Below are 13,005 nucleotides of genomic sequence, written 5' to 3' on the forward strand. Positions count from 1 at the left end.
AACCCACTCCTCTATCGTTAACAAATTATGAAATTGCTTTACGTACAAAGATAAAAAGTGGCCAAGAAGCGGCCACTTTTTATCTGGAACATTATTTCGCGTAATCAACCGCTCTTGTTTCACGGATGACCGTGACTTTGATATGACCAGGATAGTCCAGTTCATTCTCAATGGTTTTGGTAATGTCACGCGCCAAGCGGAATGCTTCAGCATCATCGATCTTATCAGGTTGTACCATCACGCGGACTTCGCGTCCTGCTTGGATAGCATATGATTTCTCAACACCTTCAAAGGATTCAGTGATCGCTTCCAGCTTCTCAAGACGTTTAATGTAAGTCTCCAGTGTCTCTCTGCGAGCTCCAGGTCTAGCAGCGGACAATGCGTCAGCCGCACCAACAAGCATAGCAATGACTGAAGTTGCCTCACAATCACCATGGTGCGAAGCGATGCTGTTAATGACCACCGGATGTTCTTTATACTTCTTCGCCAGCTCCACGCCGATTTCAACGTGCGAACCTTCCACTTCGTGATCCAGCGCTTTACCGATGTCATGCAACAGCCCGGCACGTTTCGCCAATGTGATATCTTCGCCGAGCTCTCCAGCCATCAGCCCCGTTAAATAAGCTACTTCCATAGAGTGTTTAAGCACATTTTGTCCATAACTTGTACGGAACTTCAGACGGCCCAGGATTTTGATCAAATCCGGATGCAAGCCATGAACACCAACCTCGAAAGTTGCCTGTTCACCATACTCGCGAATCCGCTCGTCCACTTCCTTGCGGGACTTCTCAACCATCTCTTCGATACGAGCCGGATGAATCCGACCATCTGCCACCAATTTCTCTAAAGCAGTACGAGCAATTTCACGGCGAATTGGATCGAAGCCTGACAGTATAACTGCTTCAGGAGTATCATCGATAATGAGGTCAATCCCTGTAAGGGTTTCAAGTGCACGGATGTTACGTCCTTCTCGGCCAATAATCCGGCCCTTCATTTCTTCGTTCGGCAGTGTAACGACGGAGACCGTCGTTTCCGCAACGTGATCAGCTGCACAACGCTGGATGGCAAGAGTGATAATCTCACGAGATTTCTTATCTGCCTCTTCCTTCGCCTGCTGTTCAAGTTCTTTAATCATTTGTGCGGTTTCATGGCGAACTTCTTGTTCTACATTACTTAAAATGATGCTTCTCGCATCTTCCATAGTCAGGTTGGAAATGCGCTCCAACTCTGAAACCTGGTTCTTGTAAATCACATCAATCTGTTGCTGGGTTTCTTCAATTCGTTTCTCTTTGTTCGCCACTTGTTCTTCTTTACGTTCCAAAGATTCCAATTTTTTATCCAGCGATTCTTCCTTTTGCAACAATCTGCGTTCTTGTCGTTGAATTTCATTCCGACGTTCGCGAGTGTCTTTATCAGCTTCGGCTCGAATTCTATGGACTTCGTCCTTCGCTTCGAGAACCGTTTCTTTCTTCAGTGCTTCTGCTTCTTTCTTCGCGTTCTCCACGATCTGAATAGCAGCAGTTTCTGCACTAGAAATTTTAGCTTCTGCAAGGTTTTTGCGAATAAAATAACCGAACCCAAAGAATATAGCGGCAACGAAGAGAACGACTATGATCCAGATTCCGGTTTCCATCTGTTCACCTCCTCGTTGGTTCCTCCAAGGCATTCCTTGGGAAATGTTCAATTGTCATGTCACTCTAGCTTCATTCATACATAAAATTTTGGCAGCTTATTCTGCCGTCCACACTGCGTACCGGTCTAACATACGCATAGCCCGCCGAAACCGGCAGATTACATTTCACTATGAATTAGCGAATCTTTCACAAAAGTAACTTTTTGGAAGGAAAAAGGCACCTATAAATGATAAAGATTCAATTTCATTTTAGTATTTATAAAAAGATATTGTCAAGGGAAAGCGCTGGTTAATGACCATGTTCATCCAAAATCGACTCTATTAAACCAAAATTTAACATTTAAGGCTTACTCTTACTCAAACGCTTCCAGCTCTTCGAGAGAATCTTCGGCATCCCGATCCTCTGCAATCAATCTATTAATCACTTTACGAACCTTTTCACCGGTAAATCCTCGGCGCATTAAGAAAGCTCCCGTCTTTCGCTTTCGTTCTAGAGCATCTCCTTTGACCTGCTGCCATTTCTTCTTACCTATCGTATATGCGCTATTAAATTCATCTTCTTCGCTAACTTCACTCAGGGCCTCTGCAATTAGCTCATTCTCAATTCCTTTTTGTCGGAGTTCCTGTTTAACCCACATTCGGCCTTTCTTCTGCCTTGTGATTCGCTGCTCGGCCCACTGTTTAGCATATAATTCATCATCAACTAAGCGTTCTTGCTGAAGTCGAATTATCGTCTTCTCAATCCCATCAGCAGTCATCCCCTTTTGGCTAAGACGCTGAGCGATTTCTTTCGCTGTACGAGGCTTTCGTTCCAAAAACCGTAAAGCTTCCACATAGGCCTGTTGGCGTTCATCAGCGACAACAATGCTCTCCAGCTCGTCCTTTCGAAATATACTTCCTTTCATCATCCTGTATTTAATCATAACGTCCTCATGAACGGTTAAGCTATATGGTCCAAACCTAATAAGATAACGATGCTTGGGTTTCCGCATCATCTCTACAGAGGTAATGATCAAATCCTCATCATCCGGGAAATGAGAAACACCATTTTGTTCCTCTTCCTGTGATAATAAATATGTTTCGTTTTCGGTTTCCATCGTTCCTCCTTGCAATATATCCCCGATATATAAGTATCTCAATATTGTAAAGAAGACCGCTTGGTGTTAAATAGCCACCAAACGGTCTTACAAAACACCGTAAGTATATACGGTAATCTATTCTGCTTTAAACAACTCTTGCTCTTCTTGCTCTTCCTTCACCTTATCAGCATCACTAAGCTCAGGTACATTGGTAGACAGATTACTAGCTTCACGGATTTTTTGCTCAATTACATCAGCAATCTCCGGATGCTCTTTCAAAAATTGCTTCGCATTCTCACGACCTTGTCCCAAACGTTCACCTGTAAAGGAATACCATGCACCGCTCTTATCTACGATATCAAGTTCTGTACCGATATCAATCAGGCTGCCTTCTTTCGAAATGCCTTCTCCGTACATAATATCGATCTCTGCTTGCTTAAACGGAGGTGCCACCTTGTTCTTAACAACTTTAACACGTGTACGGTTACCCACTACATCATTACCCATCTTAATGCTCTCAATACGACGAACATCCAAACGAACTGTAGAATAGAACTTCAGCGCACGACCACCTGGAGTCGTTTCTGGGTTACCAAACATGACACCGACCTTTTCACGAAGCTGGTTGATAAAGATAGCAATCGTCTTCGATTTGCTGATCGCCCCAGAAAGCTTACGAAGAGCTTGGGACATCAAACGAGCTTGCAGACCCACGTGAGAGTCTCCCATATCCCCTTCGATCTCCGCTTTTGGAACAAGCGCTGCTACCGAGTCAATAACAATAATATCAACTGCTCCACTACGTACCAGTGCTTCTGCGATTTCGAGAGCCTGTTCTCCCGTATCTGGCTGAGACAGCAGAAGCTCATCAATGTTAACACCTAGTTTACTCGCATAAGCTGGATCCAAGGCATGCTCAGCATCAATAAATGCAGCCTGTCCACCCACTCTTTGAACTTCAGCAACAGCATGGAGTGCCACCGTAGTTTTACCGGAAGACTCAGGTCCATAAACTTCAATGATCCGGCCTTTAGGCAGACCGCCTGTTCCTAATGCTATATCCAATGCCAACGATCCGCTTGGCACGATTTCCACTTGCATATGGGTTGATTCACCCAACTTCATAATCGAACCTTTACCGAACTGTTTCTCTATCTGACGAAGCGCCATATCCAGCGCAGCACGACGATCTGACAATTCTTCCACAACCCTTCAATTGTTGATAAATTTATAATACCTTGTTTTTATAAGTTTGCCAAGCATTTTTTCGAACATACATTCGTTTTTTTTACTGGGCGCTCCCTCCCCGGGTTTAACCGCAGTTTCTCCATAAACAGCAAAAACCGCGGCCACATCATTTGATATGCCACGGTTCTTCCGTATACCGATTATACTTAACAATAATTTGCATTTCAATCCTATTGTTAATTTTTTACTGATATTTTGTTGCCGTCAGTCTCAGCCATAAACGGTATAACAATGCCTTCGTCGCACGAATCCGCACCATTTCTCTATCACCCTTGAGATGGAGCTCATGAACTTCTGTCTTTTTGCCACGCTCAGACAAACCAATATACACCAAACCTACCGGTTTACGTTCCGCATACCCCGGACCAGCCACACCGGTCACTGACAGCCCGAAGTCACTATCTGTCACCATTCGAATTTGCTCAGCCAGAACCTCTGCAACCTCTGTGGAAACAGCGCCTGGAGCATCGTCTCCCTCTAAAAGATGCTGCGGCACATTTATCAATTTATGCTTGATCTGATTCGTATAACAAACAATACCTCCAAGAAGCATCGTCGCACTTCCTGGAATTGAAGTAATATTCTCCATCACGAGACCACCCGTGCAACTTTCCGCGGCACTAACCGTCCAGCCATGATCAGCCATTATATCGACAATTACTTTTTCAATAGGAACGTCTTCGTTAGCATACATATGCTCTGGAACAATCGCTTTGATCTGTTCTTCAAGCTTGTTCAGTCTCTCCATCGCCTCTCCTTCGCTAGAAGCTTTGGTAGAAATGCGAACCGTCACTTCACCTTCCTTGGCGTACAGTGCGATCGTTGGATCGCTCTGAGCACTGATCAAATGACTAAGTCGGTCATCCAGCGCAGACTCACCGATCCCCGCAAATTTAAGCATTTTGGAGTAGAGCGGCAGCTCATCGGTGAGTACATGCTGCATTAACCAGGGCTTTGCCTGATTTTCGAACATCGGCATCAGTTCTCTCGGCGGACCTGGAAGTACAATATAATAAGTGCCTTCATGAGATATAGCATTCCCAACAGCCAGTCCCGTCTCGTTCGCCAGAGGTGTGCCCCCATCGATTGATAATGCCTGACGCTTATTATTCTCTGTCATTCCCTTACCACGGTCCATAAAGAATCGGTCAATATTGTCCATAGCCATCCGGTCGATATGAAGAGATGTACCAATAAACTCAGCCAAAGCATCTTTTGTAATATCATCCTGTGTCGGCCCAAGACCGCCAGTCAGAATAATAATATCGGCACGGGCACTGGAGATCTTAAGTGTTTCCTTAATGCGCTCTATATTATCGCCGACGACGGTTTGATAATATACATCAATACCCATGCCCGCTAATTGTTTTGACAAATACTGGGCGTTTGTGTTTACGATTTGACCGAGCAATAGCTCCGTTCCGACTGCAATGATCTCTGCTTTCATCCACCGAACCTCCTAGAATATATCTCGATATATTTATTTAATAAGCAATAAATCACAGCATAAAGCAAGCGCCATGAAGATGGAAGAAAAAAGCAATAGGATTTCTCCTATTGCCATTAAGCTCCAGCACCCCTGAGAAGGTGTTTATTTTTCACAAAATATTCAGCGCCGGAGTATATCGTTATCAATGCAGCTGCCCAGATCGCAATTTGATCAAACGGAATTCCAAAGAATACGAATGGAAAATTATTGATCAGTAACGCTACAATTGCTACGATTTGAATTACAGTCTTCAATTTCCCTGAGTTTCCAGCTGCTACAACTGCTCCATCAAGCAGAGCAATCTGACGCAGTCCAGTAACAGCAAACTCGCGGCTTATAATCACTACAACAATCCATGATTCTACTTTCCCCATTTCCACCAGTGAGATGAGTACAGCAGCCACAAGTAGTTTATCTGCCAGGGGATCTAAAAGTTTGCCAAGATTAGTCACCATGTTATTCTTTCGCGCGAGATAACCATCTATTCCATCCGTGCTGGCTGCCACAATAAAAATTACCGCAGCGATAAGTTGATTATATGGTAATGTAAAACCATTCCATACGATCGGCTCTGGATAAAAGTTGAAATCTACAAGCAAAAAAATCATCATAACGGGGATCAGGCAAATTCGGGCCAGCGTTATGCGATTTGGTAAATTCATGAAGCAGCCTCCCTTTATTGGGGTTGTCTTGTCACTCGAGTCAGACCAAGAATCAGTCTGTTCTCCAAACTGAAGAGTTGTAAATCTTATGTACCTAAAGGGTCTATATGCGGATAGTAGTCCATACAGAAAAATATATCCGCTCACTTGATATATCGATTTTCAGTATAATATTAAGGCTGGTTCCCTGTCAAAAGAGAAAGACCTCCTCCTCGTATTCGAAGGGAGGCCAGGAGCCTATTTCAAATTGGTGAACTGCAGATCCAGCGGCAGGTCAGCTTTGCGTAACAACTGCATAACTGCTTGAAGATCATTCTTACTCTTACCAGAAACCCGAATCTGATCTCCTTGAATTTGACTCTTCACCTTGAGCTTCGAATCACGAATCAAGATGTTAATTTTCTTCGAGTTCTCCTGATCGATACCTTGTTTAAGTGAGAGACGTTGTCTCACGGTGCCTAACGACGCAGGTTCAATTTTGCCATACTCTACGTTCTTCAAAGACAGTCCACGTTTCACCATCTTTGATTGCAAAATATCAATAACTGCATTCAGCTTGTATTCATCATCAGACGCGATAACTAGCGCATCTTTGTCCAGCTTCAGACTACTTTTACTACCTTTAAAATCGAAGCGATTCTCAATCTCACGCTCCGCTTGGTTAATCGCATTATTCAACTCCTGCATGTCCATTTTGGACACAATATCAAATGAACTTTCAGAACTCATTCATCATTCATTCCTTTCGGGCAATATGTCCATTCTATTATAGGTTATAACTCTGGTAGAAGTCTAATCCCCATGGTAAATCACTTCTATACTAAATAACTTCGTCTTCCCATTAATAAGGAGAAGACGAAGTCCGTGTCATCTAATTACTGTCCTTAATTTTATCTGGCCTCCGAAACATATCAAGAATACCGAGAATGATATGGGCTAATCCAAAACCAAGTATACCGTAGCCCCAATCATTTGGAATCAGGTAGTATCCCAATAGGCTTACGATTATACCTAATCCGGCTACAATCCAACTTACCGTCATCCTGCTGCCCACCTCACTTCCTAAGGATGTGAAAATAGCGATATGCTTAATCGCACACCGCTATTAACTTCTCCTAAGAAAGGAAAGTCTATTCTACGTCAGTTCCTGTAGTACTGCTATTGGTCGAAGACGAATCAACAGGCTCAAACAACAGGCGGGAAGATGTCTTGCCGTCTGTTACCGTTTGTCCACCTACAGTAATAGCCGTAGCCGGAGAGTATCCGGACTTAACATACATACCTTGACTGTCCAATTCAAAGCTCTCAGAGTCCCCAGCATTCATCATACCGAAGAAAAGCTTTTCACCCGTAGAGTTATACCCCCGATAAATTTCCACCCAACTTTGTCCGGAAGCTTTAATTTCCACCTTAACTGGTGTGTCTCCAGAAGCAGCGACTTTGAAGACAACATTCTTGCCTTCCTTGCGGTCTTCCGTTACCGTAACTTGACCTGGCTCTTCCGGCTGATTCTCATCATCAGGTTCTTGTACCTCACCATCCGATTCATCCCCTGGATCAGCTTCATTTCCTGGGTCTGTTTCCGTTCCTTCACCCGTGCCGCCATCACCCTGAGCACCTCCAGGATTTGGCACGGTAGGATTCTCGCCTCCGGCCTCTCCTTGATCAGATGGATCTGTTTGGGTTACAGGCGGTACCTTATCAGGCACATCATTGTTGGAGTTAGAAGCGTATAAATAGATAACAGCAATAATCAAAATTGGAAATGTCCACATCAACGCCGTCGGAAGCCAGCTAATGTTACGATCAGAAGATGCTCTTGTAGCACGTTTCTGCATAACAGGCTCCATGGTTGCTTCCGGTTCAGCCTTGGGCACATCCTGCTTATGACCTTCAAGAAGCTCATCTGGATTTAAACCTACCGCTTCCGCATAGGTTTTGATGAATGCCCGGACATAAAAGCTGCCTGGAAGCACCTTATAGTCCCCAGCCTCGATGGCTTCTAAGTAGCGTTTGCGTATTTTTGTAACTTCCTGCACGTCATCCAGGCTCATCCCTTTCTGTAAACGTGCTTCTCTCAATTGTTGTCCCAGTTCGGACATACCATCACCTCCTATTGGAATTTCTGCGGTCATTACAGATCGTCGCTGTACGAACCGGTGAATGTATCATAAACGATTTCCTCATCCGGATTGTTTCGCAATTCGATCAAAATATCAAAATCATCATATGAAAATTCAGATTCCCGCACAAAAATATCTGGATGTTCAATCACTTTAGTACTCTCCATTGACATAATGTCCTGAAGCAATTGATAGTGCTTTTCGTTAGAGCGTATTGTACTCACGATTCCGTCAATAATAAAGACATTCGATGGGTTCATTTCGTCCTCTGACAATTGACTGCGAATCGTCTGTCTTAATAAGGTTGAAGAAACAAAAGTCCATCGCTTCATCGCACACACACTACCGGCAATAATAGATTCCGTCTTCCCGACTCGTGGCATCCCCCGAAGACCAATGACCTGATTTCCTTCCCTTTTGAACAATTCACCTAAAAAATCCACTAGTAAACCTAACTCGTCACGAGTAAAACGAAATGTTTTATGATCGTCAGAATCGCGGTCGATGTAACGGCCATGACGAACAGCCAAAATATCCACCAGTTTTGGAGGTCTTAATGCCGTCACAGTTATATTATCTACTTTGTTTAACATTTTACCCATTAAGGTAATTTTCTCTTCATCGTCTGTCTCAAGGAGCATACCTCTCGTCTGGCCCTCTACACCGTTGATGGTCAAAATATTCACTTCCATCATACCGAGCATAGAAGCAATATCACCAAGAAGGCCAGGACGGTTCTTATGTATCTTATACTCCATATACCATTGTTTAGATTCCACCAAAAGCACCTCACCCGAACTCCTATTCAATTAACCTCCGGTCATGACTTATCTAAAAGAACATACCGAAGAAGTTTTAAAAATGGGTCACGTTAATGATATATAAAATGAAAATGAAAGGCAAGGACAACTCTGTAACCATTCGAATAAAAAGCCCCCTGCATGAGGGGGCTGCATTTGGAACTATGCGTTCGACTTAGCCAGTTTGACCATGAGACGCGCAATTGTCCGTCGTTCTTCCTCATTACCGACATCCCAGAGCTCTTTTAGTGCACGGTTTGAAGAGTTTTGAGGATCGACTTTTTCATCTAGGAAATCGCCAATTTCATAAGCCAGCTGGGAAATGGTGTCTTCACTCATCCCTGCTTTCTCTGCTTGAACGACACGCTCTCCAAGGAACTTTTTCCAGGAATCAAAATTCTTGAGTACGGATGACATGTTAAATCCTCCTCTGCTTGTTGGCAATTGAGATTTAAATGAACAATGTTAATATGCCCCGTACTCCAAGCGCTATGAGTGGTTAAATGCACCATTAACAGCGAACTTTATGTCACCCAGCCGCCGTTCGGACTAATCACCTGTCCTGTGATGTACCCCGACTCCGGCAAAGCTAAAAAGTAAACAAGCGAAGATATCTCATCCGGCTGGGCAAGACGCCCAGCGGGTATCTCATCTTCAAGCATGCGAATCTCTTCTTCCTCCAAATGACCAAGCATTGAAGTATCCACAGCTCCAGGAGCAACCGCATTAACAGTTACACCAGAAGGAGCAAGCTCCTTTGCCAGTGCCTTAGTGAATGCATTTAATCCTCCCTTACTGGTCGAATAAAGCACCTCGCAAGAAGCGCCCGAAATGCCCCACACTGATGATACATTAATAATCCGTCCAAATCGTTGTGAGACCATTCGCCCCATAAAGGCCTGAGTGCACAGGAACGTCCCCTTCAGATTAACCGACATCACAGTATCCCAGTCCTCTTCGGTCACATCCGATAGTAGGCCATAGTGAGAAATCCCTGCGTTATTAACCAAAATATCAGGTTCCATGCCATGATTCTTCAGTTTTTCTTGCATCCGTAAAATTTGTTCCTTATCCTTTAAGTCCGCTGATACGGTCATCACCTTAGATCCATGGCTCATACATCGCCGTGCAACCTCATTAGCGGCCTCGTGAGAGCTCATATAGTGAATGATGATGTTCATGCCCACAGCTGCAAAACGCTCGGCTATAGCCGCCCCAATGCCTCTGCTGGCTCCTGTGATCAGAACGGTCATTTCCCCGATCGGTTTCATAATCTCTCCCTTGAAATCATTCATTCCGGACTTAACACCAAGGATACAGAAAGCTGTTCCCAGTCTACATGTTCCTGCAATCTGCGATTAACATCATCCAGTGTAATCGACTCGTACACCGGAAGAACCGAGAATAAGTTGCTGCCTTTGAACTCATATCGAGTAAACTCATGTGCGATGTTCTCCGGGGAATTGAGCATCCGCAAATATCCACCCATTTTCTTTTTCCGTGCGCGCTCAAAATCAGATTGGTTAAATCCGCTTTGCTTCAACCGGTCCACTTCTTCACGAATACGCTGAAGCAGCTTTTGCGGATCCTTCGTATCGCCACCCGCTGCGGAGAAAGCATACTGAGCTGAGCTGTTAAACTCATGCGAGAAACTGTCAGAGATTAAATCTTCATCATATAGTTTCTGATACAACTCCGTACTTGAACCGAATAACAGATCCAGCATCAGTTTTGTCGTTAGATCTCGTCTGAGCTGATCCTCTGCGGTAAGCTGAACCTCTTTCTCTTTAAAACCGAACAGGCATTTAGGCAGTGATACAGCAAGTCTGCATACCTTTTTCTTTTCAGCAACTTGCTGCGGTTCTGGATCAAATAAGCGTTCGATGTTACCTTGCTTTTCATATGTTTTACGTGCCTGATTTGCTTTTACCCGCGCAATCGTTTCTTCCGGATCTACACCACCCACGACGAATAACAGCATATTGCTCGGATGGTAGAAGGCATTATAACAAGTGTATAAGTCTTCTTTCGTTATGGTTCCAATGGATTCTATCGTTCCTGCTATATCAATATGCACTGGATGTACTTTATACATCGCTTCAATTAGGCCGAAATATACACGCCAATCCGGATTATCCTGATACATATTGATTTCTTGTCCAATAATCCCTTTTTCCTTCTCCACGTTCTGATCTGTAAAATAAGGATTCTGAACAAAATCAATCAGCGTCTCCAAATTCTCCATGATGTTCTCTGTTGCAGAAAATAAATATACCGTCTGGTCAAAACTTGTAAATGCATTAGCAGATGCTCCATTGGAAGCAAACTTAGCAAATACGTCGCCGCCTTCTGGCTCTTCAAACATTTTATGTTCAAGAAAATGAGCAATCCCATCAGGAACTCTAATTTCAGGCTTGCCTTCTACACGAAAATGATTATCTACAGAGCCATATTTCGTGGCAAATGTAGCGTATGTTTTCTGGAATCCCGGCTTCGGAAGCACGTATACATGCAGTCCGTTATCCAGCACCTCATAATACAATGTTTCTTGCAAATTCTCATAATGAACGCTTTGCACCGGCTATTCCTCCTTTTGGCCTGTCAGGAAATAAATTGTATCGAGCGAAAAGGCGGAGGCGGCGCGTGTAACGTCATCATTTGAAACATTCCCCACCTGCTCCAGAAGTTCCTCTGCCGTGCGCTCCTTTCCGGATAGAACGCGGTTAAAATCGTACGCAATTAACTCAAAGGCAGAATCCTGCATTTCCTTGATTACATTACGGATCATTGCCTTCGTCTGAGTCATTTCAACCTCCGATATCACGCCATTTGCCATATCATCGAGCTGTTTGCGGATAATCTCAACCGCTTTCTCGTAGTTTTGAATTTCAATGCCCGATTGGATGGTGGCAATCCCTTTATGCCCGTCATATCGTGAAGAAGCATAATAAGCGAGACTTTCCTTTTCACGGACATTAACAAACAGCTTAGAATGCGGATATCCACCAAGAATACCGTTATACATTAAGGCTGCGGCATAATCTTCATCTTTATACGTAATTTTGCTACGAAGCCCCAGGTTCAACTTCCCTTGATTGACGTCAAGTTTCTCAACAACAGTCTGAGGCTCTCCCGGATCGGACCGGACAACCGATGCCGCATACTCAGATGCATGTACACGGTCCATAGAGAAGTGTTCTTCTACAAGCTTCGTTACTTCCTCAATGGATGTATCCCCAACAACATAAAGGTCAAATACAGCTTCATCCAGCCATTTACGATAAGCTTTATAAAGCTCTTCTGCTGTAATACCATCCAAATCCTTACGCTGGCCTAAAGGATGAAGTCGATATGGCTCATTTCGGCACATGACCTCAATACAGCGCTCTGCAGCATAACGAATTTTATCATTCACAATCGCTTCCAGCTTTTTACGAACGGTATCCCGCTCTGTTTGAACATAAGAAGTGCGGAACACGCCATTCTCAAGAACCGGGGCCGTAAGTGCCTCTCCTAAAAAAGCAAATGACGATTTCAAAAGACTCTCCGAACTTTGTACAAAAGAATCATTAATCGTGTCCATCCGAAAATGCACGATCTGGTGATCTCCACGTTTGTAAACATCAAATCCAAATCCCGCGCCATATAGCTGCTCAAGCCGTTCACGGAAAGCCCTAGTCTCCGGATAGGAAACTGTACCTCTCCGAAGTACAAACGGTGTCAAAGCCGTTGTTGTCACTGATTCTTCTTTCAGTGGACTTCCGGCATACAGAGAAATTGCGAATGTTTTGAAGCGGCGTGTCGGCAGTACATGAATTCGGATACCGCCAGCTGTGCCGTGTTCAAATCCCGTTTTCGTCGTCAAGGTCCAAAACTCCCTTACCACATGAATTGATGATGCTCTAGGCTTAATTTAGTTCCATTCTAACCCATCGCAAAGTGAAGAAGCAACCGAAGACAAGCCCCCGGTT

General features: G+C 44.0%; 13 protein-coding genes. All 13 read right to left on the reverse strand.

Annotated features, from left to right (window positions below):
* Positions 1-91: 91 nt before the first annotated feature.
* Positions 92-1,633: a ribonuclease Y gene (rny, locus tag ACFQV5_RS11510; RefSeq protein ID WP_379246805.1), complete on the reverse strand. Its 1,542-nt coding sequence runs from the start codon at positions 1,631-1,633 to the stop codon at positions 92-94.
* A gap of 353 nt (positions 1,634-1,986) precedes the next feature.
* On the reverse strand, positions 1,987-2,730 hold the full coding sequence (locus tag ACFQV5_RS11515; protein ID WP_379246807.1) for a regulatory protein RecX: 744 nt from the start codon (positions 2,728-2,730) through the stop codon (positions 1,987-1,989).
* 117 nt (positions 2,731-2,847) lie between these two features.
* Positions 2,848-3,909 (reverse strand): recombinase RecA, encoded by a 1,062-nt coding sequence (gene recA / locus ACFQV5_RS11520; protein WP_379247011.1) that lies wholly within the window; start codon positions 3,907-3,909, stop codon positions 2,848-2,850.
* Positions 3,910-4,144: 235 nt separating this feature from the next.
* Complete coding sequence (locus tag ACFQV5_RS11525; RefSeq protein ID WP_379246809.1) at positions 4,145-5,407, reverse strand: competence/damage-inducible protein A; 1,263 nt, start codon at positions 5,405-5,407, stop codon at positions 4,145-4,147.
* 116 nt (positions 5,408-5,523) lie between these two features.
* The gene (gene pgsA, locus ACFQV5_RS11530; protein WP_379246811.1) at positions 5,524-6,111 is read right to left on the reverse strand and encodes a CDP-diacylglycerol--glycerol-3-phosphate 3-phosphatidyltransferase; all 588 of its coding nucleotides are present in this window, start codon (positions 6,109-6,111) and stop codon (positions 5,524-5,526) included.
* A gap of 237 nt (positions 6,112-6,348) precedes the next feature.
* A complete protein-coding gene (locus ACFQV5_RS11535; RefSeq protein WP_379246813.1) occupies positions 6,349-6,840 on the reverse strand; it encodes a YajQ family cyclic di-GMP-binding protein in 492 nt (163 codons plus the stop codon).
* A 142-nt stretch (positions 6,841-6,982) separates the two neighbouring features.
* Complete coding sequence (locus ACFQV5_RS11540; protein WP_379246815.1) at positions 6,983-7,153, reverse strand: hypothetical protein; 171 nt, start codon at positions 7,151-7,153, stop codon at positions 6,983-6,985.
* 88 nt (positions 7,154-7,241) lie between these two features.
* Positions 7,242-8,213, reverse strand: a complete 972-nt coding sequence (locus tag ACFQV5_RS11545) for a helix-turn-helix domain-containing protein (RefSeq protein ID WP_379246817.1) — start codon at positions 8,211-8,213, stop codon at positions 7,242-7,244.
* Positions 8,214-8,245: 32 nt separating this feature from the next.
* Complete coding sequence (locus tag ACFQV5_RS11550; protein WP_379246819.1) at positions 8,246-9,013, reverse strand: DUF3388 domain-containing protein; 768 nt, start codon at positions 9,011-9,013, stop codon at positions 8,246-8,248.
* Positions 9,014-9,196: 183 nt separating this feature from the next.
* Positions 9,197-9,451, reverse strand: coding sequence for a DUF3243 domain-containing protein (locus ACFQV5_RS11555; protein WP_379246821.1), 255 nt, complete (start codon positions 9,449-9,451; stop codon positions 9,197-9,199).
* Positions 9,452-9,558: 107 nt separating this feature from the next.
* On the reverse strand, positions 9,559-10,329 hold the full coding sequence (gene ymfI, locus ACFQV5_RS11560; RefSeq protein ID WP_379246823.1) for an elongation factor P 5-aminopentanone reductase: 771 nt from the start codon (positions 10,327-10,329) through the stop codon (positions 9,559-9,561).
* A complete protein-coding gene (gene yfmH, locus ACFQV5_RS11565; RefSeq protein WP_379246825.1) occupies positions 10,326-11,612 on the reverse strand; it encodes an EF-P 5-aminopentanol modification-associated protein YfmH in 1,287 nt (428 codons plus the stop codon). Before yfmH ends, ymfI begins: the two co-directional genes overlap by 4 nt.
* 3 nt (positions 11,613-11,615) lie before the next feature.
* The gene (gene yfmF / locus ACFQV5_RS11570) at positions 11,616-12,899 is read right to left on the reverse strand and encodes an EF-P 5-aminopentanol modification-associated protein YfmF (RefSeq protein WP_379246827.1); all 1,284 of its coding nucleotides are present in this window, start codon (positions 12,897-12,899) and stop codon (positions 11,616-11,618) included.
* Between the last annotated feature and the right edge of the window lie 106 nt (positions 12,900-13,005).

It is taken from the genome of Paenibacillus sp. GCM10028914, from assembly GCF_042666275.1.
Classification (GTDB): Bacteria; Bacillota; Bacilli; order Paenibacillales; family Paenibacillaceae; genus Paenibacillus_AQ.

Bases quoted from the DNA above. Each gene is read 5' to 3' on its own strand.
- ACFQV5_RS11535 (WP_379246813.1), bottom strand. From the start codon at position 6,840: ATGAGTTCTGAAAGTTCATTTGATATTGTGTCCAAAATGGACATGCAG.
- rny (WP_379246805.1), bottom strand. From the start codon at position 1,633: ATGGAAACCGGAATCTGGATCATAGTCGTTCTCTTCGTTGCCGCTATA.
- pgsA (WP_379246811.1), bottom strand. From the start codon at position 6,111: ATGAATTTACCAAATCGCATAACGCTGGCCCGAATTTGCCTGATCCCC.
- ACFQV5_RS11515 (WP_379246807.1), bottom strand. From the start codon at position 2,730: ATGGAAACCGAAAACGAAACATATTTATTATCACAGGAAGAGGAACAA.
- ACFQV5_RS11540 (WP_379246815.1), bottom strand. From the start codon at position 7,153: ATGACGGTAAGTTGGATTGTAGCCGGATTAGGTATAATCGTAAGCCTA.
- ymfI (WP_379246823.1), bottom strand. From the start codon at position 10,329: ATGAATGATTTCAAGGGAGAGATTATGAAACCGATCGGGGAAATGACC.
- ACFQV5_RS11555 (WP_379246821.1), bottom strand. From the start codon at position 9,451: ATGTCATCCGTACTCAAGAATTTTGATTCCTGGAAAAAGTTCCTTGGA.
- ACFQV5_RS11545 (WP_379246817.1), bottom strand. From the start codon at position 8,213: ATGTCCGAACTGGGACAACAATTGAGAGAAGCACGTTTACAGAAAGGG.
- ACFQV5_RS11525 (WP_379246809.1), bottom strand. From the start codon at position 5,407: ATGAAAGCAGAGATCATTGCAGTCGGAACGGAGCTATTGCTCGGTCAA.